Below are 25,823 nucleotides of genomic sequence, written 5' to 3' on the forward strand. Positions count from 1 at the left end.
TGGCCACGGGCCGGTCCCGTCTGCCTACGGTGGAGTCGTACCGTTTCGACGAAAGGAACCGCCCGTGTCCGAGAACAGTCTTTCCGCCAGCCGCGTCATCGACGCCCCCGCAGACGCCATCTTCGACGTCCTCAGCCTCCCCTCGCGCCACCAGCAGATCGACGGCTCCGGCACGGTCGTCTCCGGCGACGACCAGCGCATCCAGAAGGTCGGCCAGGTGTTCGTGATGAACATGAACGGCGAGCACATGGGCGGCGACTACGTCATGGAGAACACCGTCTCCGGCTACGACGAGAACAAGCTCCTCGCCTGGAAGCCCAAGCCGCAGGGCGCGGAGCTCGAGGGCTGGGAGTGGATCTGGGAGCTCGAGCCCCAGGGCCCCGGCGCCACGCTGGTCACCGAGACCTACTCGTGGGAGCACGCGAGCCCGGAGGCCAGGAAGGCCGTGTCCTTCCCGCTCTTCGAGGAGGGCGCCCTGGAGCACTCCCTCGAGCGGCTCGCGGCGGCCGTCTCCGAGAAGTGAGCGCCTGAGCCGCCGAGGCGGCACGGAGCCCGGTCACCCGCGGTGACCGGGCTCCGTCGTGCCCGTGGTCACTGCGGCCGGCGGGCGGCGCGGACGGAGGCCGCCGCAGGATCGACCCACAGGATCTCCCACTGGTGGCCGTCGGGGTCCCGGAAGCAGCGCGAGCGCAGGAAGCCGTAGTCCTGGGCGTCGCCCTCGGTCCCGCCGGCGCGGACGGCGCGGTCCACGATGGGGTCGATCTCGTCGGGGGAGTCGACGCACAGCGCGTTGACGACGGAGGCGTCGGCCGGGGTGCCGGGCCTCCCGGGGCCCACCAGGCGCAGGTGGCGGTCCTCGCTCAGGACCATGACGTGCTCGTCCTCGCGGATCTCGACGGTCCCGGCGCCGGTGCCCTCGAACGCGGGGTGCAGAGGCCAGCCGAGGCAGGAGTAGAACCGTCTCGACCTCTCCAGGTCCGAGACGGGAAGGGTGATGAAGTCTGTCGGTGCCATGGTGCTCCCCTTCGTGGTGCGGTGGGACCCGCCCCCAGGATGGCCCTCGGCCGGTGGGGCCGCAACGGTGTGACGGAATCCTCGCCCGCATGTCAGAACCGCACCGGAACGGCATCGGGACGAGAGCGGAATGGGCTCGCGCGCCGCGGGGTTGGAACGGGCATGCGAGTCATCGGAGTCGAGTCGTTCGGAGGGCCCGAGGTCCTCGCCGTGCACGAGGTGCCGGACCCCCACCCCGGACCCGGGGAGGTGCGGATCCGGGTCCGGGCGGCCGCCGTCAGCCCCACGGACACCGTGCTGCGCGCCGGCGGTCAGCCGTTGGAGCACCTGCGGCCGCCGTACGTGCCGGGGATGGACGCGGCCGGGACCGTCGACGAGGTCGGGGAGGGCAGCGCCTGGCGCGTGGGGGAGGCGGTCATGGCCATCGCCCTGCCGCGCGGGGAGCACGGGGGCGCCTACGCGGAGCTCCTGGTCGCCCCCGACGACTCGATCGCACGCCTCCCGGCCGGCACGGACTTCGCCACGGCCTCCACGCTGCCCATGAACGGGCTCACGGCCCTGCAGATCCTCGAGGTGCTGGACCTGAAGCCCGAGCAGACCCTGGCCGTCACCGGGGCCGCCGGGACCCTGGGCAACTACGTGGTGGAGCTCGCCAAGCACGAGGGCCTCACCGTGATCGCGGACGCCGCGGAGCACGATCTGGAGCTCGTCGACAGCCTCGGCGCCGACCACGTGGTGGCGCGCGGGGACGACGTCGCGGAGCGGATCCGGGAGTTCTTCCCCGACGGGGTCGACGCCCTCGTGGACGCCGCCGTGCTCCACGAGAAGGCGGCCCCCGCCGTCCGGGACGGCGGCGGTTTCGCGACCGTGCGGCACTGGACGGGGGACCCGGGCCGGGGGATCACCGTGCACCGGATCAGCGTGCCCCGGGAGTACCGCTCGGGCCGGAAGCTCGACCGGCTGCGCCGGTACGTGGAGGAGGGTGTGCTCTCCCTGCGGGTGGCCGCCGTCCTGCCCGCCGCGGACGCCGCCGAGGCGCACCGCCGGGTCGAGGCCGGGGGTGTGCGGGGGCGGCTCGTCCTCGAGTTCTGACCGGTACCGGCCTCAGAAGTGCGACCGGTACTGGTGGTCGATGCCGACCTGGTCCACCTTCCGGTGGAAGCGCATCCCGGCCAGGCCGCCGAGGATCGCCGCGAGCAGCGGGATCAGGACGGCGATGACCAGGGCGATGATGCCGCCCGTGGTCAGGGTGCCCTCGCCGATCGGGATCCGGGGGAAGCTGTTGAGCTCGCGCAGCACGTTGAACTGCTCGCCCGCGACCGCGCCCAGGACCGCCAGGACGATCGCGATGAGGATCGCCCAGATCCACACGGCCACCCCCTGCTTGGCACCGTCGAACCGGGCCATGCGCCCGGCCACGTAGCCCCCGGCGAAGTAGGCGACGAAGAGGACCAGGGCGAGAGCGATGCCGCTGACGAGGCCCACGGTGCCGGCGTCCTGCGCCACCTGCTCCGCGATCTCGCCCGGATCCGTGCTGGTCGCCACTCCCACGCCCGCGCCGATCGCGGCGAGCAGGGCGGTGAGCAGCACGGCGATGCCCGTGGCGGTCATCCAGCCGAAGAACGCGGAGCCGAACTTGACGCCCCCGAACTCCCGCTTCTCCGCGGCGACCACCTCCTGCCGCCGCCCCCGCGGGGTGGAGGCGCCCGGACGGTCCCTCCCGGACGCCCGCGGCTCCTCCGGGACGGTCGATCCTGAGGGGTCCTGGTGTGCCATGGTGCTCTCCTCCGTCTCGGACCATCAGTTTGCTTAATATGTTCCTCTCCCCGGCCGCCGTCCGCAATGGCCCCGGCCGCCGACCTCGAGGGCGTGCGCCACGTCACCGCCGGGAATAGCCTGATGCCTCCGGGCCGCCCCGCACAGCGGTCCGCGCACGGCACGGAGGAAAGGCCACGATCATGGGAAGCACGTCCGACTTCAGTCCCCGCACAGCCGTGGTGACCGGCTCCGACTCCGGCATCGGGCGCGCCACCGCCGTGGCGCTCGCGGCCGCCGGCATGGACGTGGGCATCACCTGGCACCGGGACGAGGAGGGCGCCGAACGGACGGCGGAGGAGGTCCGGTCCTACGATCGCCGGGCGGTGGTGGCGCGGCTGGACACCACGGAGCTGGAGAGCTGCGGAGCCGTCGTCGACGGCCTCGTCGAAGGGCTCGGCGGACTGGACGTGTTCGTGAACAACTCGGGCACGGGGGCGAACGTCCCGTTCCTGGAGACGTCCCTGGGCACGTGGCGCAAGGTGCTGGCCACCGATCTCGACGGCGCGTTCCTGTGCCTCCAGGCGGCGGCGCGGCACATGGTGGCCGCAGGCCGGGGCGGCCGGCTGATCGCCGTCACGAGCGTCCACGAGCACGTGCCACGGGTCGGCTCGAGCGCCTACGACGCCGCGAAGCACGGCCTCGGCGGGCTCGTGAAGACCATCGCGCTCGAGCTGGGGGCGCACGGGATCACCGCGAACTCGGTGGCGCCGGGGGAGATCGCCACCCCCATGACGGGGCAGGAGGACGAGAACCCGCGGGCCACCCACCGTCCCGGCGTGCCGCTGGGCCGGCCCGGGGACGCCCGCGAGGTCGCCTCGGTCATCGCGTTCCTCGCGTCCCCGGCCTCCGCCTACGTCACCGGGGCATCCTGGGTCGTGGACGGCGGCATGGTGCAGATGGGGCCGCAGGCGGGCTCCCACCTGACGAGCGACGAGTGGCGGCAGGGCTAGCCGTTCCCGCGCCGCACCGCACCCCGGTGGCAGGGGCACGATCGGCTGGGCCGGTTCACCCAGGGGCAGGCCGGAAAGCGCACTCGTCGGTGACTGAGCCGGAAGGAGAAACCTACTCTGGGCGGAGGTCGAGCAGACGGCCGTGCAACTGATGGCATGCGACGAAGGATGCTCTCGTGGACCACAAGCTCTCCGTGCTCGTCCAGGTCGACCTGGACGGCGCCTACCTGCGCCTGGTCGTCACCGGGTGCCTGACCGAGGCCAACCAGCACGTCCTGTATCCGCTGGTGCGCCGGGCCCGGACGCTGATCCCCCCGGTGACCGTCAGCGTCGATCTCACCGCCGCGGGTCATGTCGAGGCGATCGCGGTGGACCTGCTGCGCTGGGCCGTCGACCACGACGGCACCCCGGACGGGGCCGGGACCGTGGAACTGCTGGTCCCCGACGCCCTGCCCGCCCACCGGCCCGCCGAGCCCTCCGTCGTGCGCCACCTGGAGGCCTCGGGATGGGGCGGATGACCGGGGCCGCCGGTCGGCCCCGCACCTGAGGGGTCCACGGACCGGGACGGTGCCGGGCGGGCTTAGAGTGGGGGCCGCAGCCTCCGCCTGCGTCCGCTCCTGCCCGCACCGACCCGAGAACTGAGGCCCTGGTGAGCGTTACGTCCACCGCCGCCGCGTCCCGCACCGGACGCTCGACGGCGCTGACCGGACTGGTGTGGCTGCTGCTGGCGGGCGCGCTGGTGCGGTCCGTCTGGCTGGTCCTCGACGGCAGCACCGACCTGGACGTCTACCGGCTCGGCGGCATGGCCGTGGTGGACCGGCACGGGTTCGACGACGAGCTCTACGGGCCCGGGCTCAGCCCGCACGACGACGGCGGACTGCCGTTCACCTACCCGCCGTTCGCGGCGCTGCTGTTCGTGCCGCTCGCCTACCTGCCCGAGTGGCTCACCGAGCTCGCCCTGGGGCTCACCACGATCGGCCTCGCCGCGGTCCTCTCGGCCGTGCTCCTGCGCTACGCCGCCGCCCGCGGCCGGCCGCTGCCCCTGCAGGCCCTGCTGGGCCCGGCCACCGCCGTGGCCGCGGGCACTGCCGTGCTGCTGTGGTCGGGACCCTGGATGCGCAACGTGGGTCTCGGGCAGATCAACGCGCTGATCCTCGCCCTGGTGCTCTACGACCTGCTGCGCACCCGCGACGACACCCTTCTGGGCAGGGTCCCCCGCGGGTTCTGGATCGGGCTGGCCGCCGGCGTCAAGCTGACGCCCCTGGCGTTCGGGCTCGTGTTCCTCGTGCGCGGGCAGCTGCAGCCGATCCTCACGATGGGCCTCACGTTCGCCGCGACCGTGCTGATCGGGTTCCTGGCGCTGCCGCGGGACGCGGTCGTGTTCTGGACCGAGGCCGTGGTCAGCGACGAACGCGTCGGCAGCACCGCGTACGTCGACAACACCTCGCTGCAGGGGGTGCTGCTCCACCTCGGCGTCCCCGGGGAGGTGGAGCCCCTGCTGCGGTGGGCCCTGGTCCTCGCCATGGTCGTCGGCGTCGCCCTGCTGATCCGGGTCCTGGCCGCCCGCGGGATGATCCTCTCCGTGGTGGCGGTCAACGCCCTCGTCATGCTCTACATGTCCCCGGTCACCTGGTCCCACCACCACCTGTGGTGGGGCCTCGTGCTCACGGCGCTGTGGGTCGAGGCGTGGCCGGCGTTCCTCCGGGACGGCCCGCACCGGCTCGCCCTGGTGCTGGGCGGGGTCGCCCTCGTGGGCCTGTACGTGGGGCCGATCCGCTGGGACGCGTGGCTGCGGCTCCTGGGGGTCCCCGGGCCGGCGATCGACCTCGTGGCCGCCCTGTCCTATCTCGCGCTGTTCCTGCTCCTGGCCCTGTGGACGGTCACCGGGCTGCGGGCCGGGACCCGGGACGCCGGCGGCGCGGGTCGTGCCTGAGCCCGGCGCCTGGACCGGCTACGACCGCGGCAGCCGGGGCTATCGCCGGGTGCTGCTGGCCCTGCTGTGCGCGGGCGTGGCGACGTTCGCGCAGCTCTACTCCGTGCAGGGCGTGCTGCCGCTCATGGCCACGGACCTCGGGATCGACGCCGCGGAGGCGTCCCTGGGCGTCTCCGCCGCGACCTTCGGCCTCGCCGTGGGCGTCCTGCCGTGGTCCGTGGTCTCCGACCGGTGGGGCCGGCTGCGGACCATGGTGATGGCCGTCGTGTCCGCCACGGCCCTGGGGCTCGTCATGCCCCTGGCGCCGAGCTTCGAGGCCGTGGTGGCGCTGCGCTTCGCGGAGGGCGTCGCCCTGGGCGGGATCCCCGCCGTGGCCATGGCCTACCTCGCGGAGGAGCTCGACCGCCGGCACGCCGCCGTGGCCGCCGGCACGTACGTGGCGGGCACCAGTCTGGGCGGTCTCGCCGGGCGCATCATCGCCGCCCCCGTGGGCGACGCGTTCGGCTGGCGGACCGGCACGATCACCGTGAGCGTGCTCTCCGCGCTCGCCGCCGTGGTCTTCGTGCTGATCGCCCCGCGCCAGCGCGGGTTCGTGCGCCAGACCGTCCGGCTCGCCGGACCGGCCGGTCTGCTGGGGCGGCTGCGCGCCAATCTCGAGGACCGCGGTCTGTGGGTGCTCTACCTGCAGGGCTTCCTGCTCATGGGCGGGTTCGTGGCGATCTACAACTACCTGGGCTTCCACCTCGGCGAGGAGCCGTTCGGGGTGTCCCAGACCGTGGTGAGCCTCCTGTTCCTCGCCTACCTCTCGGGCACCTGGTCCTCCGGGACCGCCGGGCGGATCGCGGCGGCCCACGGACGCCGGGTGGTGCTGGCGAGCAGCGGGATCGTCATGCTCGCCGGGCTGCTGGCCACGCTCATCCCGTCGATCCCCGTGATCGTGGTGGGCCTGATGCTCTTCACGGCCGGCTTCTTCGCCGCGCACGCGGTGGCCTCCGGGTGGGTGCCGGTGCGCGCCCGCACCGGCAAGGCGCAGGCCTCGTCCCTCTACACGCTCTTCTACTACGCCGGTTCGTCCGTGCTGGGCACGGCCGGCGGTGTCTTCTACACGGCCACCGGTTGGGCGGGGGCGGTGGGTTTCGTGGCGGCCCTCGTGGTCCTCGCCGTGCTCCTGGTGCTCCTGGTCCTGCGGGAGCCCGAGCCCGCCTGAGCGCTCCCCGCCGGGGGAGGGGGCTCAGTCCTCGGTGCCGCCCCACTGCAGGGGGAGCACCTCGAAGGAGCTCGCGAGCGGCACCCCGAGCCGCTCGCCGACGGCGGCGGCGTTGCCCCGCAGGAAGGCGTCCGGGTCGAAGTCGGTCCAGCCGAGGCCCTCGAGGTAGGCGCGGTGGGCGCGCAGGGACTCCACACCGGCGTCGAAGGTCTCCGTGACGTCCGCCGCGTGCCGGGCGTCGGGCGAGGCCGCCGCCCAGACCGCCAGCACGTCGGGCCACGGCTGCAGGCCCGCCTCGAGCTGCTCCGGGAAGATCCACCGGTTGCCGGCGTCCCGCACGGCGTCCAGGGTGGCCCGGCCCGTGGCGATGTGGTCCGCCTGGTTCAGGTTGGTGGCGTTGTCCCAGGTGTCGCGGAAGTTGTTGGTGATCACCACGTCCGGGCGGTGCCGGCGGACCACCTCCGCGAGCCGCCGCCGCAGCGCCACCCCGTACTCGAGCACCCCGTCCGGCAGGTGCAGGAACTCCACCTGCGCCACGCCCACGATCCGGCACGACTCCCGCTGCTCCGCCTCCCGCAGCGGGCCGCACTGCTGCGGCTCGAGCCCGTCGATGCCGGCCTCCCCGCTGGTGACGAGGCAGTAGACCACGTCCTTGCCCTGTCCGGTCCAGCGGGCCACGGCAGCGGCGGCGCCGAACTCCATGTCGTCCGGGTGCGCGACCACCACCAGGGCGCGCTGCCAGTTCTCGTCGACGTGCGTGAGCGGAGTCCCAGTCATGGTCCCCATCATGGTCCCGGTCGCGGGGTCCGGCAACGCCGGCCACGCCGATGTCGCCGGGCCCATGTCGCGGGGCCGATGCCGTCGGGCCGATGTCGCGGGGCCGGGAGGACGAGCGGGCTCCGCAGCGGTGGTGGAGCGGCTCAGCGGCCGGGGGCGGCGGAGGCCACGACCGGGAGCGTCTCCGTCCGCGCCTCGCCCGGGGACACCGGCTCCGCGTCCTCGTCCGTGATCCCGTCCGTGACCTCGCTCATGGCCTCGTCCGTGGGCCGGCCGCGGTCCCGGACGGCGCCCACGAGCTGCCACAGCGCGTAGCCGAACAGGACCGCGGCGACCAGCACGACCCCGCCGCGCTTCTGCTCCGCGTCCAGGAGCGTGGCGGCGTAGCCGGCCCAGGGCACGTGGTATTTCACCAGTCCGCGCAGCTGGGTGGCGGTGACCGGCTCCGCGTCCGGGGCGGCGTTGGCGTCGCCCCGGGTCGTGAAGCTGCGCCGCCCCTCGCCGTCGACCGCGACGCCCACGATCCGGTGGGTCACGAGGGTCGGGTCGTCCGGGCGGGGCATGAACGTCACGACGTCCCCGGTGCTCAACCCCGCGGCGTCGTCCTCGCCCTCGAGGGGCGCGACGACGACCTGACTGCCGGTCGGGACGGTCGGCTCCATCGAACCGGAAAGCACCGTCAGGGGCACCCAGCCCAGCGCGAGCGGGACGACGACGACGGCGAGCAGCAGCGCGGCCACCGCGGCCAGGGCGCTCACGAGCAGCGGGTGGAGGGTCCTGCGGAGCGCGGTGGTCATGACGGGAGTCCTTCACAGTTGATGTGGCCGCTCTTGCCCGGGGCCTTGATCGTCCAGGAGTAGGCGCTGTCCACGGGGGTGGTGCCTTCGTCGGCGAACACGGCACGGATGAGGACCTGGTAGTCCCGGCTGGACGAATGGTTCGTGCCCAGGAGGTCGGCGGCAGTGATCCGAGCCTCCCGTGCGGTGGACGTCGGCACGGCCTTCACCAGCGTGGATGCCTCCGTGGTGCCCACGGGTCGCACACGGGCCTCCCACCGCGCGACGGTGGGAACGCCGGGGCCGCCGTCCCAGGACCACCGGAGCAGTGCGGCGCCGTTGTCCGCACCGCACTGCGCGGCGTCCTGCACCACCGGGAGAGCAGGAGCGGTCACGGGCGGCACGACCTCGGCCGGCAGCTCCACCGTGAACGGCGCCGTCCACGAGCGGGTCGTCGACCAGGTGCCGTCCCCGAGGGAGACGGCCTCCACCTCCGTGACGACCTGCAGCACCTGCCCGTCCAGCGGGCGCAGCGCGTCCTGGGCCACGGCGTCGGTCGAGACGGTCAGGCACATCCCCGCGGGCCGGTCCCGCTCCAGGGGCGCCCGGGTCTCCCCGAGGACGGCCACCGGGGCGGTCCCGCCCGGCGCGACGGCCGTCCACCGCGGCGGGGACCCCGCGGCGCCGCAGTCCGCGCCGGTGCGGTAGGCGAAGCCCATGCCCTGCGGCGGGGCCACGGACCCTCCGGCGGAGTCGAGGACGGTCACCTGGACCGGCCGGTACTGGACGCCGAACCGGGAGGTGTTCGTCAGGGTCGCGGAGCTCCCGCCGCCCTTGTCGCCGCCGACCTCGAAGCCCACCCGGCCTGTGGTCATGACGGGCACCTCGGTCTGTGCGGTGGCGGACCAGCGTGCGTGGGTCCCGCCGTTCGGGGTCGTGAGGACGACGACGGCCAGCAGGACGAGGACGCCGAGCACGTAGGCCGTGGGGGTGCGGAACTGGCTCAAGGGAACTCCTGGGGGATCAGTTCTGGGTGAGGGCGACCGTGAGGGGGCCCGGCTCGACGGTCCGGCCCTGGGCGGAGGGGTCCGGGGAGACCTCGTAGGAGACGGTGACGTCGTAGGCGCCGCCGTCGTGGGCCGTGGTCACGGCCCAGGAGGACGGGCCGGGGGACAGCGGCAGCGCGCCGGAGACCGGCACCAGCTCGACGCGGGGGACGACCGCGCTGCCGGCCGGCACACCGGGGTCGACCGTGAGGGTCGCGGTGAGGTTCGTGCCCTCGACGTCGAGGACCGCGCGGGTCGTGACGACGACGGTGTCGCCGGGGGCCAGCGCGGACAGGGCGTCCGCCGCTCCGGTGAGGTCGGCGCTCTCGCGCCGGACGGCGCCGGTCGCGGGATCGAGGTCGGTGTGGTGGAGGGTCGCCCGCGCGGGCTCCAGCGCCATGTCGAGGGCGCCGGTGCTGACGGCCTGCGTCTCGAGCGGGGCCGTGTCGGACCAGCGGGCGGAGGTCCCCAGGCCGTTGCCGAGCAGCGTCAGGGCCAGGAGCGAGGCCGCGGCGGCGGCGAGGGCTCGGGCGGTGGTCGAGGGACGGGGTCGGTCGGTGCGCGTCATGGGAGCCTCTGGGGGATGAGACGGGGCGAGACGGGGTGTGCGGGAGGTGGGAGCGCCCCGGCGCGGCGTCATCGCCGCACCGGGGCGGACCCGGGCCGGGTCCGGTGGCTCTACACGGTCTGCGAGAGGAGCAGCTGGGTGTCGTGCAGGGACAGACCGGTGAGGCCTTGTCCCTGCAGCCCGTCGACGCTGTCGGCGTTCCAGGTGAACTTCGCGGTCACGGTGACCTTCTGGTCGTCGTCCGTGTCGCCCTGGACGGTGTAGACGTCGTCGTCCTCGATGTCCTGGTCCGCCAGTCCCGTCATGGTCAGGTCGTACTCGAGGACGCCGGACTGGACGGCCTGCTGGACGACGTCCGGCAGGCCGAGCGCCAGAGTGCCCTCGAGGTTCTTGCCCTCGGCCTGCACGACCGTGCTCGTCTTGAAGGTCAGGACGTCGCCGGGGACGGCCTGGAAGCCGGCCAGCTGGATGACCCCGTCGGCGTCCGTCCAGACGGGAGTGCTCGGCGTGCCCAGGGAGAGCTTGCCGGTGGACACCGAGGTGCCGGCGGCGAAGACGTCCTTGTCGTCGGACCACTTCGAGAAGGTGCCGCCGCCGGCGGCGAGGAGGCCCACGGCCACGGCGCCGGCGAGGACGGCCTTGCCGGCGCGCCGGTTCTTGCCGCCCTGCACGGGGGACTCGGACTGGGGGGTCTGCGATGCAGTGTTCATGGTTCCGCCTTCGAGCGAGAGAGGGGTGAGAGGAGAGGACGCGCGGGATCGGTGCGCGTGTCGTGCCGGGCATCCGGTGGGTGTCCGCGGAGGCGGCGGGATCCCCGTCCCCCCGGATCACGGGGGACGGGGAGCCGGCTGCGACGGCCGCGCCTCGGCGTGCCGGCCCGTGGAACCGCAGTGGAGCGCCCGGGGAATCCGCCGGCAGCCCTGCCGCCGGATTCCCTTGACACGTCAACCCTAGACAAAAGTCTATGCATAAGAACAGATCCGCCTTGTCCCCACTTCACCTGACGTTACTGTCTGGTAATGTCCCCGCTTCGGCCTCGGGCAGGGGCGCGCCTAGGATGCCGGGGGAAGGCTCCCGTCCGGTGGAGCCGGGACCGGAGGACCGCCATGACCCGCGCTTCCCAGCGACGCCGCGTGCACCGGTACACCGCCGACGGCGACGGGATCGGGCGGGCGGACACCCTGGCCGGCGAGGAGCCCCTCGAGATCCGGCTCAACGGCAGCCCGTTCACCGTCACCATGCGCACGCCCGGCCACGACTTCGACCTCGTGGCCGGTTTCCTCGTCTCCGAGGGGGTGGTGCGCGCGCCGTCGGAGATCGTGCAGATGGACTACCGCAGCGGCATCGGCCCGGACGGGCAGCGGACCTACAACGTGGTGGAGGTGCGGCTCGCGCCCGGGGTCGCCCTGCCGGACACGTCCATGGAGCGGCACGTCTACACGTCGTCGTCGTGCGGGGTCTGCGGCACGGCGTCCATCGAGGCCGTCACCAAGGTCTCCTCCTTCGACCCGGCCGGGGACCGGACCCGGCTGCCCGTGCCCGCGCTGCTCGCCCTGCCGGACCGGCTGCGCAGCGGGCAGAAGCTGTTCTCCACGACCGGGGGCGTCCATGCCGCGGGCCTCTTCCGCTTCCCGGACGGCTCCGCCGGGACCGGCGACGGCGGGCCCGAGCTGCTGTGCGTGCGCGAGGACGTGGGGCGGCACAACGCCGTGGACAAGGTCGTGGGCTGGGCGCTGCGCGAGAACCTGCTGCCCCTGAGCTCCTGCGTCCTGCAGGTCTCGGGCCGCGCCTCGTTCGAACTGGTGCAGAAGGCGTACATGGCCGGCGTTCCGGCGCTCGCGGCCGTCTCGGCGCCCTCGGCCCTCGCCGTGGACCTCGCGGACCGGACGGGCGTCACCCTGCTGGGCTTCAGCCGCGGGACCTCGTTCAACGCCTACGCCCACCGGGAGCGCCTCGTCCCCTGAACGGGCGGGAGGCCGCCCCGGCGCTGGCTACGATGGAGTCATGAAGCCCTTCCTGCTGCTCGCCACCCGCGCCGAGGACGACGTCGCGGACGAGGAGTACGAGACCGTCTGCCGCTTCAGCGGGCTGCAGGAGAGCAGCCTCCACCGGGTCCGGCTGGAGGCCGGGCCCATGCCGGCGATCGACCTCGGGCGCTACTCCGGGGTCATCATCGGCGGGTCCCCGTTCAACTCCTCCGACCCGCCGCAGCTGAAGTCCGAGGTGCAGCGCCGGGCCGAGTCCGAGATGCGGGACCTGCTCGACGAGGTCGTCGCCCGGGACTTCCCCTTCCTCGGCGCCTGCTACGGCGTCGGCACCCTCGGCACGCACCAGGGCGGGATCGTGGACCGCACCCGCGGCGAGGAGATCGGCGTCATCGAGATCACCCTCACCGAGGAGGGGCTGCGGGACCCGCTGCTCCGGGAGTTCCCGTCCGCGTTCCACGGGTTCGTGGGCCACAAGGAGGGCACGCGCACCCTCGCGCCCGCCGCCGTCCTGCTGGCCACCGGCACGGGGTGCCCCGTCCAGATGTTCCGGATCAAGCAGAACCTCTACGCGACCCAGTTCCACCCCGAGCTCGACGCCCCCGCGCTGCTCAACCGGATCGAGGCGTACAAGGAGCACGGGTACTTCCCGCTCGCCGAGGCCGAGGACGTCAAGAACCGCATCCGCACAGGGCCGCCCGTGACGGAGCCCGAGAAGATCCTCGCCGCGTTCGTGGACCGCTACGCCCGCTGACGCACCGCGGGCGGACCCGTCCGGTCGTCACCGCGGGACGCGCAGCAACTTTTCCCCTGTCGAGAGAGCGCTCTCTTGACCTTGTGACCTAAGACACATACGGTCGAGGCACAATAGAGAGAGCGCTCTCTCGACAGCAGCTCCTCTCCAGCCCCTTCACACCAAGGAGTGACCGTGGGACACACGCGACTCAAGAGAATGACAGCCCTGGCGGGTGCGGCGACGCTGGCAACCGTCGCCACGGGGTGCGGCGGGGGCGGAGGCGAGCCGGCCAGCGCCGACAACCCCGTCGAGCTCACTGTCACCACCTTCGGGACCTTCGGCTACGACGACCTCTACGGCGAGTACGAGGAGCTGAACCCCGGCGTGACCATCAAGGCCACGAACATCGACCGCGGCTCGAACGCGCGCACGGACGCCTTCACCAAGATCGCCGCCGGGTCCGGGCTCAGCGACGTCACTGCCATCGAGGAGGGCTGGCTCGGCTCGATCATGGAGGTCTCCGACCAGTTCGTCGACCTCAACGAGCACGGCGCCGCCGACATCAAGGACAACTGGGTGCCGTGGAAGTTCGAGCAGGGGACGGACCCCGAAGGCCGCGTCATCGGCTACGGCACCGACATCGGCCCCCAGGGCCTCTGCTACAACGGCAAGCTCTTCGAGGAGGCCGGCCTGCCCAGCGACCGTGCGGAGGTCGCGGAGCTGTTCGGCGGCGACGACGCCACTTGGGAGACCTACTTCGAGCTCGGCCGCGAGTACCAGGAGACCACGGGCAAGGCCTGGTACGACCAGTCCGGCTTCGTGTGGAACTCCATGGTCAACCAGCTCGAGGAGGGCTACTACACCGCCGACGGCGAGCTGAACGTGGAGGGCAACGAGGAGCTGCGCGAGCGCTTCGACCTGCTCGCCGCCGGCACGCTCGACGGACTCTCCGCGAACCAGACCCAGTTCGACTGGGGCAACGGCCAGGCCTTCGTGGACGGCTCCTTCGCGACCTTCGTCTGCCCCGGCTGGATGCTCGGCACCATCGAGGGCCAGCTCGAGTCCGCCGGCGGCGGCGAGGGCAGCGGGTGGGACTTCGCCGACGTCTTCCCGGGCGGCGCCTCCAACTGGGGCGGCGCGTTCCTCTCCGTCCCGGAGACCTCCGAGCACCCGGAGGAGGCGGCGAAGCTCGCGGCCTGGCTCACCGCGCCCGAGCAGCAGGTCAAGCAGTCGGCCGCGGCGAACAACTTCCCCAGCACCATCGAGGCCCAGCAGAAACTGGTCGAGGACGCCGAACCGAACCCGGTGTTCAACGACGCACCCACCGGGGTGATCCTCGCGTCCCGCGCCGAGGGGGTCGTCGCCCAGTTCAAGGGCCCGGACGACTCCGTGATCCAGGAGAACGTCTTCCTGCCGCCGCTGAAGCGTCTCGACGCCGGGACCGCCACGGCCGACGAGGCCTGGGACGAGGCGCTCGCGCTTCTGGACCACCTGGTCGTCAACAACTAGCAGGACCCGGCCACGGGGCCTGCGGAATCCGCCGGAGGCCCCCTCACGGAAGCGCGAGACCCTCATGACCACGACAGCCCACCGTCCCGTCGCCGCGGCGCCCGCCGCGCCGGCGCCGAGTCCGCCCAGGCCGACCCGCAGACAGCGGCTCAGCGTCCTGGACCTGAAAGCCTCCCCCTACCTGTACATCGCGCCCTTCTTCGTCCTCTTCGGATTGGTGGGGCTCTTCCCGCTCGGGTACACGTTCTTCGTCTCGCTCTTCGACTGGCACCTGCTCACCGGCCGGGGCGAGTTCGTGGGCCTGGGCAACTTCACCGCGGTGCTGCGGGACCGGTTCTTCTGGAACTCGCTGTTCAACACGGTGAGCATCTTCCTGCTCTCGAGCATCCCGCAACTGGCGGCCGCGGTGCTGATCGCGGCGGTCCTGGACCAGAACCTGCGCGCCAGGACGCTGTGGCAGATGGGCGTGCTGCTGCCCTACGTGGTCACCCCGGTGGCCGTCGCCATGATCTTCACGAACATGTTCGGCGAGCAGTACGGCCTCATCAACAACATCCTCGGCAGCTTCGGGATCGACCCGATCATGTGGAAGAACGAGACGCTGCCCAGCCACATCGCCATCGCCGCCATGGTCAACTGGCGCTGGACCGGCTACAACGCGCTGATCCTGCTCGCGGCGATGCAGGCGGTGCCTCGGGACCTCTACGACGCCGGTGCGATCGACGGCGCGGGCCCCGTCCGCCGGTTCTTCAGCATCACCCTGCCGAGCATCCGTCCCACGATGGTCTTCGTGATCATCACGACCACCATCGGCGGCCTCCAGATCTTCACGGAGCCGAGGCTCTTCGACCCCGTGGCCGCGGGCGGCACGCAGCGACAGTTCCAGACCACGGTCCTCTACCTCTGGGAGATGGCCTTCCAGCGCCAGAACTTCGGCAAGGCCGCGACCATCGCCTGGCTGCTCTTCCTCCTCATCCTGCTCTTCGGCCTCGTCAACTACCTGGTCTCGCGCCGCATCGCGACGGCGTCCGACGGGGGGAGGGCCGGTCCCAGGACCGGTCGTCGTCGGCGGCGGCGGCGGCTGCGTGCGGGCGACGCCGTCGTCCCCGACGCGGCGGCGAACACCGGCACCGGGGCGCCACGGACGGCCACGGCACCGACGACCACGAGGAGGACACGATGACCGCCACCGGCGCACCCACCAGGACCAGGACGCGGCGGCCGCGGGCGCGGGCGGTGCCCGTGCGCCGGCGGATCTTCGGCGACGGCCACCGCCCCGGGTTCCTCACCTACGGGCTGCTCTCCGCCTTCTTCCTGGCCAGCGCCTATCCGCTGTGGTGGTCGGTGATCATCGGCAGCCGCTCCAACGAGGCGCTCGGCCGCACCTGGCCGCCGCTGCTGCCGGGGGGCAACTTCTGGACGAACGTGGGCGAGGTCTTCGACACCATCCCGTTCTGGCTGGCCCTCGGCAACAGCGTGCTCATCTCGGGGATCATCACCGTCTCGGTGGTCACGTTCTCCACCCTTGCCGGGTACTCGTTCGCGAAGCTGCGGTTCAAGGGGCGCGACGGCCTCATGGTCACGGTCGTCGCGACCATGGCCATCCCCACGCAGCTCGGCATCATCCCGCTGTTCATGCTGATGCGCGAGCTCGGCTGGACCGGCGAGATCGGGGCGGTCGTCGTGCCCACCCTCGTGACGGCGTTCGGCGTGTTCTTCATGCGCCAGTACCTCGTGGACGTCATCCCCGACGAGCTCATCGAGTCGGCCCGGATGGACGGGGCGTCGATGATCTCGACCTTCTGGCACGTCGCGCTCCCCGCGGCCCGCCCGGCCATGGCCATCCTCGGCCTGTTCACCTTCATGACGGCGTGGACCGACTTCCTGTGGCCGCTGCTGGTCCTCGACGCGAGCAACCCCACGCTGCAGACGGCGCTGAGCCAGCTGCAGTCGGCCCGATACGTGGACTACTCGATCGTCCTCGCCGGCGCCGTGATGGCCACGCTTCCCCTCCTGGTGCTCTTCGCCGTGGCGGGCAGACAACTCATTTCCGGAATCATGCAAGGAGCAGTGAAGGGCTAATGCCGAACAACGCAGGACACGCAGCCGTGCACCACCGCAGCTGGCCCGAGGGCTTCCTCTGGGGGTCGGCCACCGCCGCGGCCCAGGTGGAGGGCGCCGGGCACGAGGGCGGCAAGGAGGACTCCGTCTGGGACGCCTTCGCCCGTCTTCCGGGCGCCGTGGCCAACGGCGACACCCTGGAGGACGCCGTGCGGCACTACCACCGGATGCCCGAGGACGTGCGGATCATGAAGGAGCTCGGGCTCGGCTCCTACCGCTTCTCCACGAGCTGGGCGCGGGTGCGTCCCGGTGACCGGGCCCCGAACCCCGAGGGCCTGGACTTCTACTCCCGCCTGGTCGACGAGCTGCTCGAGGCCGGCATCCTGCCCTGGCTGACCCTGTACCACTGGGACCTGCCGCAGGCGCTCGAGGAGAAGGGCGGGTGGGCCCACCGGGACACCGCGCACCGCTTCGTCGAGTACGCCGACGACGTGTACTCGGTGCTCGGCGACCGGGTGCGGCACTGGACCACGTTCAACGAGCCCTTCTGCTCGTCGCTGCTCGGCTACGCGGCCGGGGTCCACGCGCCCGGGCGGCAGGACCCCCGGGCCGCGGTCGCCGCCGTGCACCACCAGCACCTGGCCCACGGCCTCGCGGTCGAGCACCTGCGGTCCGGCGGTGCCGAGCACCTGGGCATCACCCTCAACCTCAGCAACTCGATCCCGCGCGACCCCTCGGACCCGGTGGACCTCGACGCGGCCCGGCGGTTCGACTCCCTCCAGAACCGCCTCTTCCTGGACCCGATCCTGCGCGGCGCGTACCCCGAGGACACCCTCGCGGACCTGGAGCGGTTCGGCATCCGCGAGGTCATCCGCGGCGGCGATGTCGAGACCATCGGGGCGCCCCTCGACTTCCTCGGCGTGAACCACTACCACGACGACCTCATCAGCGGGCACCCGCAGTCCTCCGGCGGCGACGGCCACTCCGGCGGCGCCGACCGCCCCACGTCCTCGTGCTGGATCGGCTCCGAGGACATCGCGTTCCCCAGCCGCGGCCTGCCGCGCACGGCGATGGACTGGGAGGTGAACCCGGACGGGCTGCGCACGCTCCTCGTGCGTCTCGGCGAGGAGTACCCCGCGCTCCCGCCGCTCTACGTCACGGAGAACGGCGCGGCCTACGACGACGTCATGGGCAGCGACGGAACCGTCCACGACGCGGAGCGCACCGCGTTCGTCCTCGAGCACATCGCGGCCGTGGGGGAGGCCATCGACCAGGGCGCGGACGTGCGCGGCTACTTCGTCTGGTCGTTGCTGGACAACTTCGAGTGGTCGTGGGGCTACGGCAAGCGGTTCGGTGTGGTCCGGGTGGACTACGAGACGTTCGAGCGCACGGTCAAGGACAGCGGCCGCGCCTACGCCGGGGTCATCGCCGCCGCGGCGGAGCGCACGCCGGTGGCCCCGTCCACGGGCGCCTAGCATAGATGCCAGCCCACACGCCGAGAGCACCGGAGACGACCATGACGCAGGACGCACGCGGTCCCCGGCCCGTGCCGACGCTCGAGATGGTGGCCGCCCTGGCCGGGGTCTCCCGGGCGACCGTGTCCCGGGTGGTCAACGACTCGCCCAGCGTCGACCCCGAGCTCGCGGAGTCGGTGCGGAAGGCCATCGAGACCCTCGACTACACCCCCAACCGCGCGGCCCGGTCGCTGGCGAAGCGACGGGCCAACTCGGTCGCGCTGATCATCCCGGAGTCCACCTCGAAGGTCTTCGCGGACCCGTTCTTCACGACCGTGGTCCAGGGCATCGCGATGTACCTCACGGACACCGACTTCACCCTCAACATGGTCATGGCGTCCGAGGCGAAGCCCGAGAAGACCCGCAGCTTCCTGCTGGGCGGCAACGTGGACGGCGCGCTGGTGGTCTCGCACCACAGCGGCGACCACTCGTGGACCCATCTGTCCGGCTCGCTGCCCATGGTGTTCGCAGGCCGCCCGCTCGTGGGCGCCGAGGACGCCTACTACGTGGAGGTCGAGAACGAGGCCGCCGCGCGCAGCGCCACCCGGCTGCTCCTCGACCGGGGCCGGCGGAGCATCGCGACCATCGCCGGGCCGCAGGACATGCCCCCGGGCATCGACCGGCTGGCCGGCTGGCGGACCGCGGTGCGGGGGGCCGGGCTGGGCGACGAACTCGTGGAGGTGGGTGACTTCACGCTCGCGTCGGGGGCCCATGCCATGCGGCGGCTGCTGGACCGCGGCCTGCCGATCGACGCCGTGTTCGCCGCGAACGACCAGATGGCGGCCGGGGCGTACACGGTGATCCAGGGGCGCGGCCTGCGCATCCCGGAGGACATCGCCGTGGTGGGCTTCGACGACGACTCCTTCGCCACGTCGGTGACGCCCGCGCTGACCACGGTCAACCACCCGATCGTCGAGCTCGGCCGCAAGATGGCCGAGACCCTCGTCGACATGATCGAGGGCCGGCCGGCGGAGCGCGTGACCATCATGTCGACCTCGCTCGTGCTGCGGGACTCCGTCTGACCCGTCCGTCCGCGACCCGGACGACGCCCCCGGCGCCGTCGGCGGCGTCCCCTGCCCCTCTGCCCGAAAGGCGACCATGCCTCCTCCAGCTCCGCCCGCCCCCGTGGCGGGCGACGACCCCGCCACCGCGACCGGCCGCCCCGTGCACTGGGGGGTGGTGGCCACCGGGTCGATCGCCGGCCGCGTGGTCGAGGACCTGATGCTCCTCGACGACGCCGTGCTCACCGCGGTCAGCTCCCGCTCCCGGTCCTCCGCCGACGCCTTCGCCGAGCGCTTCGGCGCGGGCACGAGCCACCACGACCACGACGGCGCCACCGGCTGGCAGCGGCTCGTCGCGGACCCCGCCGTGGAGGTCGTCTACGTCGCCACGCCTCACGCCCAGCACCACGCGGTGGCCCGGGCTGCCCTGGAGGCCGGCAAGCACGTGCTCTGCGAGAAGCCCCTGACCGTCAACGCCCGGGAGGCGGAGGACCTGCGAGGGCTCGCCCGGGACCGCGGGCTGTTCCTGATGGAGGCGGTGTGGACGCGCTTCCTGCCGAGCTTCGGGAGGGCCCTGGAGATCGTCCGCTCCGGTGAGCTCGGCCGGGTCCGCTGGCTCCAGGCGGACCTCGGCGCCCCGGTGCCGTACGACCCGGCGTCCCGGCTCTGGGACCGCGCGGCGGGCGGAGGAGCCCTGCTGGACCTCGCCGTGTACCCGCTCACCTGGGCGCTCGCCGTGCTCAGCGCACCGGCCCGCCTCACGGCCCACGGCGCCCTCCACGAGGACGGCGTGGACCTGCACAACGGCCTGTCCCTCACCTGGGCCGACGGCGCGCACGCCCACCTCACCACGTCCATCGAGGCGGACTGCCCGGGCACGGTCACCATCAGCGGGACGAACGGCTGGTTGCGCGCCGGGGCGCCCCTGTACCACCCCGGTGAGCTCGTGGTCCGCTCCGGGCGGTCCGCGCCCCGCACCGAGCGCTTCCGGGCCGTCGGGCACGGATTCGCCCACGAGCTGCGGGAGGTGACCCGGTGCGTCCAGGCCGGCCTGACCGAGAGCCCCCGCATGCCGCTCGCGGACACCGTGCTCGTGCTGGACCTGCTCGACGAGGCCCGCCGGCAGATGGGGCTGCACTACCCCAGCGACACCCCGTGAGCGGTCCGGGTCCTCGGACCCGCCGTGCGCCCGGACGGGGCCGGCTGCGGATACCGTGGGAGGCATGACCACGCGCGCCGCCCCCTGGAGACAGGGATCCCTCGACGACGGTTCCTCGGCCCCGGGCCCCCGGCTCCTCCCGTACCACCGGCTGGCCCATGCCGACCCCGACCACCGGTGGTGGAAGCCGCTCGTGGAGCTGCTGCTCTTCGGGGCCTTCTACCTGGTGCTGACGATCGTCTTCGCCGTCGTCTGGGCCGTGGGCCTCCTGGCCGTGCGCGGCGAGGAGGCCCTGGACGAGGTCTTCCTCGCGGGCACGGATCTGGACATGATGGACCCGGCGATCTTCTTCATGCTGTTCTTCTCCCTGGTCCTGATGATCCCGGCGCTGCTGGCGGCCCGGGCCATCACGGGCCCCCGGCCCCTCGGGCTGCTGCTGTCCGTGACGGGGCGGCTGCGGTGGGGCCTCCTCGGCCGGTGCCTCCTCGTGGCCCTGGCGGTCTACGCGGTCGGCCACGCGGCCGCCGCCCTCGTGGAGTACGCGCTGCTGGGCTCGCTGACCGCCCCGCAGCCGGTGGAGGGCTTCTGGTGGCTGATCGCGATGATCGTGCTGGTGGTCCCGCTGCAGTGCGCGGCGGAGGAGCTCGTCTTCCGGGGCTACCTGCTGCAGACCGTGGGGCGGTGGCTGCGCCGGCCCGTGTTCGCGATCCTGCTGCCGGTGCCCCTGTTCACGTTCGGGCACCTGTACGACACCTGGGGGCTGCTGGCGGTGGCGGTCATGGCGGTCGTCGCCGGCTGGCTGACCTGGCGCACCGGCGGGCTCGAGGCGGCGATCGCCCTGCACGTGGTCAACAACGTGATCGCCACGCTCTTCGGGGCCCTCGGCCTGTCCGATCCCGACGCCGAGGAGTCGACCTGGGTGGCCCTCGCCATCTCGGCGGGCATGCAGCTGCTCTTCGCGTGGCTCGTGGTCCGCGGCGCGCGCCGGCGCGGCGTCGAGGTGACCCGGACCGTGCACCCGCCGCGGACGCCCGCCCGCCTCGCGGCCGGCACCGGGCCCGGCCGGACGGGCCACGGTCCCGGTGCCTGGGTGTGCCCCGGCCCGCCGACCTGTCCCGGCCACTGGGCGGGGCCGGTGCCGGGACCCGAGCCCCAGCCCCTTTCGTAGACTGACGGCATGGAACCGAGCACCGCAGTCGACCCCCGGTCCGCCGTCGAGGACCTCGGCCGCTACGTGATGGAGTCGCCGAGCTCCTTCCACGCGGCCCACGCCGCCGCCTCCCGGCTGGAGGAGGCGGGCTTCGTCCGCCTCGACGAGACGGAGGACTGGACCCGGACCGGCGTCCGCGGGAGGCGCTACGTGCTCCGCGACGGGGCGGTCGTCGCATGGACCACCCCCGCGGAGGTCCCGCCGGCGGCAGGGTTCCGGATCCTCGGCGCGCACACCGACTCGCCGGGCTTCAAGCTCAAGCCCCGGCCCACCACCACGGCCCACACCTGGCACCAGGCCGGGGTCGAGACCTACGGCGGGGCGCTGCTGAACTCGTGGCTGGACCGCGAGCTGCGACTGGCGGGCCGGCTCGTGGTCCGCGGGACGGACGGCGCCCCGGTCGAGCACCTGACCGCGACCGGCCCCGTGGCCCGCATCCCGCAGCTCGCCGTCCACCTGGACCGCGACGCCAACAAGGGCCTGCAGCTCGACCGGCAGCAGCACGTGCAGCCGGTCTGGGGCGTGGGGCAGCCGCAGGACGCGGACGTCCTCGCGCTGCTGGCCGAGCACGTGGACGGCGGGCCCGTGGACCCGTCCCGGATCGTCGGCTACGACGTGGTGCTGGCGGACTCCCAGCCCCCCACCGTGTTCGGGCAGGGCGGGACGCTGTTCGCCTCCGGGCGGCTGGACAACCTGTCCTCCGTGCACGCCGGGCTGAGCGCCCTCGCCCGCGAGGCGGAGACGGTCGAGCAGGGCCGGCACATCGCGGTGCTCGCCGCGTTCGACCACGAGGAGATCGGCTCCCGCACCCGCTCCGGCGCCGCGGGGCCGTTCCTCGAGGACGTGCTGGTGCGCATCAGCGAGGGCCTGGGCCGTTCTCCCGCCGAGCACCGGCGCTCCCTGGCCGGGTCCGTGTGCCTGTCCGCCGACGCCGGGCACCTGGTGCACCCCAACTACCAGGGCCACCACGACCCCGTGAACCGGCCGGTGCCCGGGGCGGGGCCGCTGCTGAAGATCAACGCGGACCAGCACTACGCCACGGACGCCGTGGGCGCCGGGATCTGGGCCGAGGCCTGCGCGCGCGCCGGAGTGGGCTACCAGGAGTTCGTCTCCAACAACCGGGTGCCGTGCGGGTCCACGATCGGTCCCATCACGGCCGCCCGGCTGGGCGTGCGCACCATCGACGTCGGCATCGGCCTGCTGTCGATGCACTCCGCCCGGGAACTGTGCCACGTGGACGACGTCGCGGCCCTCGGGGCCGTCGCGGGGGCCTTCTTCACCGCCTGACGCGCGGCACGACGGGCCCCGGGACGGGGCGTCCCGGCGGGGCCACGGTGCCCGGGCACGGCGAGGGCCGTGGCCCGTCGGCGCGCGGCGCACCGACGGGCCACGGCCCTCGCGGTCGGGACGGGATCAGCCGGTGACGGCGCCGACCGCGACCCGCTCGGCCGGGAACTGCGGCATGGCGATGTCGGCCATCCGGGCGAGCACCCGCACGACCTGGCAGGAGTAGCCGAACTCGTTGTCGTACCAGACGTAGAGCACCAGCGAGCTGCCGTTGACGATGGTCGCGAGGCCGTCGACGACGCCCGCGCGGCGGGAGCCCACGAAGTCGGTGGACACGATCTCGGGGGAGTCGGTGTAGTCGATCTGCTTGCGCAGGGACGAGTTCAGCGAGATGTCCTTCAGGTACTGGTTGACCGCGTCCTCGGACTCCGGGGCCTGCTCGAGCTGCAGGTTGAGGATGGCCATGGACACGTCCGGGGTGGGGACGCGGATCGCGTTGCCCGTCAGCTTCCCGGCCATCTCCGGCAGGGCCTTGGCCACGGCCTTCGCGGCACCGGTCTCGGTGATGACCATGTTCAGGGCGGCGGAGCGGCCCCGGCGGTCGCCCTTGTGCCAGTTGTCGATGAGGTTCTGGTCGTTGGTGTAGGAGTGGACCGTCTCCACGTGGCCCTGCGCGATGCCGTACTTGTCGTGGAGCACCTTCACGACCGGGGTGATCGCGTTGGTGGTGCAGGACGCGGCGGACAGGATGGTGTCCTCCGCGGTGATGACGTCGTCGTTGACCCCGCACACGATGTTCTTCAGGTCGCCCTTGCCCGGCGCCGTGAGCAGCACCTTGGCCACGCCCTTGGCCTGCAGGTGCTTCGAGAGACCGGCCTCGTCGCGCCACACGCCCGTGTTGTCCACGACGATCGCGTTGTCGATCCCGTAGGCCGTGTAGTCGATCTCGGTGGGGTCGTTCGCGTAGATGAACTTGATGGCCACCCCGTTGGCCGTGATGACGTCGTTCTCCTCGTCGACGTGGATGGTCCCGTCGAACTTGCCGTGCACCGAGTCGCGGCGCAGGAGGGAGGCCCGCTTGACGAGGTCGTTGCCCGGCTTCTTGCGCACCACGACGGCGCGCAGGTTCAGGCCGGTGCCGTCGTTGCGGTTGATGAGGATGCGGGCGAGCAGGCGGCCGATGCGGCCGAACCCGTAGAGCACCACGTCCTGGGACTCCGGGGAGTTCTGGGACCTGCGGTCCACCACGGGGGCGAGCTCCTCGCGCAGGAACGCCTCGAGGTCCTGGTCCGACTCCTGGGCGAGCCGGTTGAGCTTGCCGAGGTCCACCGCGCAGGTGCCGAGGTTCAGCCCGGACATGGCCTCGAGCAGGCGGGTCGTGTCCTCGAGGGGCAGCTCCTCGCCGTCGATGCGGCGAGCGAAGCGGTGCGCCTTGATGATCTGGGTGACGGACTTGTGCACGAGGGAGCGGCCGTAGACCGTCGGCACGACCTTGTTCTCACGGTGCAGGCGTCCGACCAGGGGGACGATGCCCTCGGCGAGTGCCTCGCGGTCGGCCCAGCTTTCAGGAGTGCTCAAGAATGACTCTCTTCCTCGGCCGGGGACGTCATCGTGTCCGGCCGTGACGTGCCGCGCCTCGTTGCGCGGTCGGGTGCGCGCGCCGCTGCGGTTCGCGCAGGACGCCGCCTTCCATTCTAAGGGCACGGGCGCGCGCGGAGGGCCCCGTTACGGGCCCGGCGGACCGGTCCGGCGCCGGGGGCGGAGGGACCGGCGGGTGCTACCGTGAGGTCATGCTGACGGTCATCGGTGAAGCGCTCGTCGACGTGGTCTCGAAGCGCGGCCAGGAGCCCCGCGCGCACGCCGGGGGAAGCCCCATGAACGTGGCCGTGGGCCTGGCCCGGCTCGGCCACGAGGTGCAGTTCCTCGGCCGCTACGGCGAGGACGAGTACGGCACGCAGGTCGAGGCGCACCTGCGGGACAACGGCGTCCTCCTGCCCTTCGAGGCCGACGCGCGGCCCACGTCCGTGGCGGAGGCCGTCATCGGGGACGACGGCGCCGCGACCTACGACTTCCAGCTGGACTGGTCCCTGGACCTCTCGGACGAGCAGCTGGGCGAGCTGCTCCGGGACACCTCCCTGCTGCACGTCGGCTCGATCGGGGCGATGCTCGAGCCCGGGGCCTCGAAGGTCCTGCACGCCGTGGAGCAGGCCCACCGCACGGCCCTGATCTCCTACGACCCCAACTGCCGGCCGTCCATCATCCCCGACTCCTCGGACGCGCGGGCCCGGGCCGAGCAGCTCGTGGCCCTCGCCGACGTCGTGAAGGCCTCGGACGAGGACCTCCTGTGGCTGTACCCCCACCGCAGCGTCGAGGAGAGCGCCGGAGCCTGGCTCAAGGCCGGCGCGGAGCTCGTCGTCGTCACCAGGGGACCCCTGGGGCCCTGGGCCCGCACCCGCGCCACCGGTCCGCGCGGGGTGGAGGTGCCCGCCGCCCGCACCACGGTCGTGGACACCGTAGGGGCGGGGGACTCCTTCATGGCCGCGCTGCTCGCCTGGCTCACCGACCACGGCTACACGGGCGCGCCGGCCCGCGAGCGGATCGACAACCTCGACGAGGAGCAGGTCGGCGAGCTGCTGCGCTACGCCGCCGCGGCGGCCGGCGTCACGGTCTCCCGCGCCGGCGCCGACCTGCCCCGCAAGGACGAGCTGCCCGCGCCCTGACCCGTTCCTGATCCCGACCCGGAGGAGAGCCCGTGCCCGACCGCGACCCGTACGCAGACCTGCCCGACCTGCCGAGCTTCACCCTCACCTCCGAGGACATCGCCGACGGCGGGCCGCTCGCCCCGGCCCAGCTCTCGGGCATCATGGGCGCCGGCGGCCAGGACGTGTCCCCGCAGCTGAGCTGGTCCGGCGCCCCGGAGGGCACGATGAGCTACGTGGTCACGGTCTTCGACCCGGACGCCCCCACCCCCAGCGGCTTCTGGCACTGGTGCCTGTCCAACATCCCCGCCGACGTCACCTCCCTCGAGCGCGGCGCGGCGTCCGGCCCGCCCGCCGGGGCGGTCAAGCACCGCAACGACGGCGGCACCGACGAGTACGTGGGGGCCGCCCCGCCCCCCGGCCACGGGCCGCACCGCTACATCGTGTGCGTGACCGCGGTGGCCGACGAGCAGATCGAGGTCGACGAGACCGCCAGTCCCGCCGTCGTGAACTTCCAGCTGTTCAGCTCCGGGATCGCCCGCGCCTGCCTCACCGGGATCCACGAGGCGTAGT

The 25,823-nt window shown here is 72.9% G+C and carries 26 protein-coding genes; 18 read left to right on the plus strand and 8 right to left on the minus strand.

The window, feature by feature from the left end; all coding sequences use genetic code 11:
* The first annotated feature begins 64 nt into the window (after positions 1-64).
* The gene (locus ACFYE3_RS12850) at positions 65-523 is read left to right on the plus strand and encodes an SRPBCC family protein (RefSeq protein WP_368832522.1); all 459 of its coding nucleotides are present in this window, start codon (positions 65-67) and stop codon (positions 521-523) included.
* Between the two features lie 68 nt (positions 524-591).
* Here the strand turns inward: ACFYE3_RS12850 and ACFYE3_RS12855 are convergent, their stop codons facing one another.
* A complete protein-coding gene (locus ACFYE3_RS12855) occupies positions 592-1,014 on the minus strand; it encodes a VOC family protein (protein WP_387609755.1) in 423 nt (140 codons plus the stop codon).
* A 162-nt stretch (positions 1,015-1,176) separates the two neighbouring features.
* On the opposite strand from ACFYE3_RS12855, the gene ACFYE3_RS12860 reads away from it, so the two are divergent.
* Entirely contained in the window at positions 1,177-2,106 is a 930-nt protein-coding gene (locus ACFYE3_RS12860; protein WP_387609756.1) for an NADP-dependent oxidoreductase, read from the plus strand.
* A 12-nt stretch (positions 2,107-2,118) separates the two neighbouring features.
* On the opposite strand, the gene ACFYE3_RS12865 is transcribed toward ACFYE3_RS12860, so the two are convergent.
* A complete protein-coding gene (locus tag ACFYE3_RS12865; RefSeq protein ID WP_387609759.1) occupies positions 2,119-2,790 on the minus strand; it encodes a hypothetical protein in 672 nt (223 codons plus the stop codon).
* A gap of 182 nt (positions 2,791-2,972) precedes the next feature.
* On the opposite strand from ACFYE3_RS12865, the gene ACFYE3_RS12870 reads away from it, so the two are divergent.
* The 4 genes from ACFYE3_RS12870 (at position 2,973) to ACFYE3_RS12885 (ending at position 6,922) form a co-directional block, all read left to right on the plus strand.
* Complete coding sequence (locus ACFYE3_RS12870) at positions 2,973-3,782, plus strand: SDR family oxidoreductase (protein WP_387609762.1); 810 nt, start codon at positions 2,973-2,975, stop codon at positions 3,780-3,782.
* Positions 3,783-3,958: 176 nt separating this feature from the next.
* A complete protein-coding gene (locus ACFYE3_RS12875) occupies positions 3,959-4,300 on the plus strand; it encodes a hypothetical protein (protein WP_387609763.1) in 342 nt (113 codons plus the stop codon).
* A gap of 131 nt (positions 4,301-4,431) precedes the next feature.
* Positions 4,432-5,715 carry a glycosyltransferase 87 family protein gene (locus ACFYE3_RS12880; RefSeq protein WP_387609766.1) on the plus strand — a complete coding sequence of 428 codons (1,284 nt, stop codon included), beginning with the start codon at positions 4,432-4,434 and terminating at the stop codon, positions 5,713-5,715.
* A complete protein-coding gene (locus ACFYE3_RS12885; RefSeq protein WP_387609769.1) occupies positions 5,708-6,922 on the plus strand; it encodes an MFS transporter in 1,215 nt (404 codons plus the stop codon). The genes ACFYE3_RS12880 and ACFYE3_RS12885 overlap by 8 nt, the downstream gene beginning before the upstream one ends.
* 24 nt (positions 6,923-6,946) lie before the next feature.
* Here ACFYE3_RS12885 and ACFYE3_RS12890 read toward each other — a convergent pair whose 3' ends face one another.
* From ACFYE3_RS12890 to ACFYE3_RS12910, 5 genes are all read right to left on the minus strand, one after another.
* On the minus strand, positions 6,947-7,699 hold the full coding sequence (locus tag ACFYE3_RS12890; protein ID WP_387609771.1) for a PIG-L deacetylase family protein: 753 nt from the start codon (positions 7,697-7,699) through the stop codon (positions 6,947-6,949).
* A gap of 143 nt (positions 7,700-7,842) precedes the next feature.
* Positions 7,843-8,496 (minus strand): signal peptidase I, encoded by a 654-nt coding sequence (locus ACFYE3_RS12895; protein WP_387609773.1) that lies wholly within the window; start codon positions 8,494-8,496, stop codon positions 7,843-7,845.
* Entirely contained in the window at positions 8,493-9,482 is a 990-nt protein-coding gene (locus ACFYE3_RS12900) for a hypothetical protein (RefSeq protein WP_387609775.1), read from the minus strand. Before ACFYE3_RS12900 ends, ACFYE3_RS12895 begins: the two co-directional genes overlap by 4 nt.
* Positions 9,483-9,498: 16 nt before the next feature.
* Positions 9,499-10,089, minus strand: a complete 591-nt coding sequence (locus ACFYE3_RS12905; protein ID WP_387609776.1) for a hypothetical protein — start codon at positions 10,087-10,089, stop codon at positions 9,499-9,501.
* A gap of 110 nt (positions 10,090-10,199) precedes the next feature.
* Positions 10,200-10,799: an alternate-type signal peptide domain-containing protein gene (locus ACFYE3_RS12910; protein WP_387609779.1), complete on the minus strand. Its 600-nt coding sequence runs from the start codon at positions 10,797-10,799 to the stop codon at positions 10,200-10,202.
* 396 nt (positions 10,800-11,195) lie between these two features.
* Here ACFYE3_RS12910 and fdhD point away from each other — a divergent pair, with 396 nt between their 5' ends.
* From fdhD to ACFYE3_RS12960, 10 genes are all read left to right on the plus strand, one after another.
* The gene (fdhD, locus tag ACFYE3_RS12915) at positions 11,196-12,053 is read left to right on the plus strand and encodes a formate dehydrogenase accessory sulfurtransferase FdhD (RefSeq protein ID WP_387609782.1); all 858 of its coding nucleotides are present in this window, start codon (positions 11,196-11,198) and stop codon (positions 12,051-12,053) included.
* Between the two features lie 40 nt (positions 12,054-12,093).
* Positions 12,094-12,828 carry a glutamine amidotransferase gene (locus ACFYE3_RS12920; RefSeq protein WP_387609784.1) on the plus strand — a complete coding sequence of 245 codons (735 nt, stop codon included), beginning with the start codon at positions 12,094-12,096 and terminating at the stop codon, positions 12,826-12,828.
* A gap of 198 nt (positions 12,829-13,026) precedes the next feature.
* Positions 13,027-14,319 carry an ABC transporter substrate-binding protein gene (locus ACFYE3_RS12925; protein WP_387610030.1) on the plus strand — a complete coding sequence of 431 codons (1,293 nt, stop codon included), beginning with the start codon at positions 13,027-13,029 and terminating at the stop codon, positions 14,317-14,319.
* Positions 14,320-14,383: 64 nt separating this feature from the next.
* Positions 14,384-15,502, plus strand: coding sequence for a carbohydrate ABC transporter permease (locus ACFYE3_RS12930; RefSeq protein ID WP_387609786.1), 1,119 nt, complete (start codon positions 14,384-14,386; stop codon positions 15,500-15,502).
* The gene (locus tag ACFYE3_RS12935; RefSeq protein WP_387609789.1) at positions 15,499-16,401 is read left to right on the plus strand and encodes a carbohydrate ABC transporter permease; all 903 of its coding nucleotides are present in this window, start codon (positions 15,499-15,501) and stop codon (positions 16,399-16,401) included. The genes ACFYE3_RS12930 and ACFYE3_RS12935 overlap by 4 nt, the downstream gene beginning before the upstream one ends.
* Positions 16,401-17,855: a GH1 family beta-glucosidase gene (locus ACFYE3_RS12940; RefSeq protein ID WP_387609792.1), complete on the plus strand. Its 1,455-nt coding sequence runs from the start codon at positions 16,401-16,403 to the stop codon at positions 17,853-17,855. Before ACFYE3_RS12935 ends, ACFYE3_RS12940 begins: the two co-directional genes overlap by 1 nt.
* A gap of 41 nt (positions 17,856-17,896) precedes the next feature.
* Complete coding sequence (locus ACFYE3_RS12945) at positions 17,897-18,916, plus strand: LacI family DNA-binding transcriptional regulator (RefSeq protein ID WP_387609795.1); 1,020 nt, start codon at positions 17,897-17,899, stop codon at positions 18,914-18,916.
* A gap of 76 nt (positions 18,917-18,992) precedes the next feature.
* Positions 18,993-20,054 (plus strand): Gfo/Idh/MocA family protein, encoded by a 1,062-nt coding sequence (locus tag ACFYE3_RS12950; RefSeq protein ID WP_387609798.1) that lies wholly within the window; start codon positions 18,993-18,995, stop codon positions 20,052-20,054.
* A 64-nt stretch (positions 20,055-20,118) separates the two neighbouring features.
* Positions 20,119-21,222, plus strand: coding sequence for a CPBP family intramembrane glutamic endopeptidase (locus ACFYE3_RS12955; protein WP_387609800.1), 1,104 nt, complete (start codon positions 20,119-20,121; stop codon positions 21,220-21,222).
* 9 nt (positions 21,223-21,231) lie between these two features.
* Positions 21,232-22,551, plus strand: a complete 1,320-nt coding sequence (locus ACFYE3_RS12960) for a M18 family aminopeptidase (RefSeq protein ID WP_387609803.1) — start codon at positions 21,232-21,234, stop codon at positions 22,549-22,551.
* Between the two features lie 126 nt (positions 22,552-22,677).
* Here ACFYE3_RS12960 and ACFYE3_RS12965 read toward each other — a convergent pair whose 3' ends face one another.
* Complete coding sequence (locus ACFYE3_RS12965) at positions 22,678-24,129, minus strand: glyceraldehyde-3-phosphate dehydrogenase (protein WP_387609805.1); 1,452 nt, start codon at positions 24,127-24,129, stop codon at positions 22,678-22,680.
* A gap of 212 nt (positions 24,130-24,341) precedes the next feature.
* Between ACFYE3_RS12965 and ACFYE3_RS12970 the strand changes: the two genes are divergently transcribed.
* Positions 24,342-25,271: a carbohydrate kinase family protein gene (locus tag ACFYE3_RS12970; protein ID WP_387609808.1), complete on the plus strand. Its 930-nt coding sequence runs from the start codon at positions 24,342-24,344 to the stop codon at positions 25,269-25,271.
* A 32-nt stretch (positions 25,272-25,303) separates the two neighbouring features.
* On the plus strand, positions 25,304-25,822 hold the full coding sequence (locus ACFYE3_RS12975; protein WP_387609811.1) for a YbhB/YbcL family Raf kinase inhibitor-like protein: 519 nt from the start codon (positions 25,304-25,306) through the stop codon (positions 25,820-25,822).
* Position 25,823: the final 1 nt, after the last annotated feature.

It is taken from the genome of Kocuria arenosa (genome assembly GCF_042879215.1).
Lineage (GTDB): Bacteria > Actinomycetota > Actinomycetes > Actinomycetales > Micrococcaceae > Kocuria > Kocuria arenosa.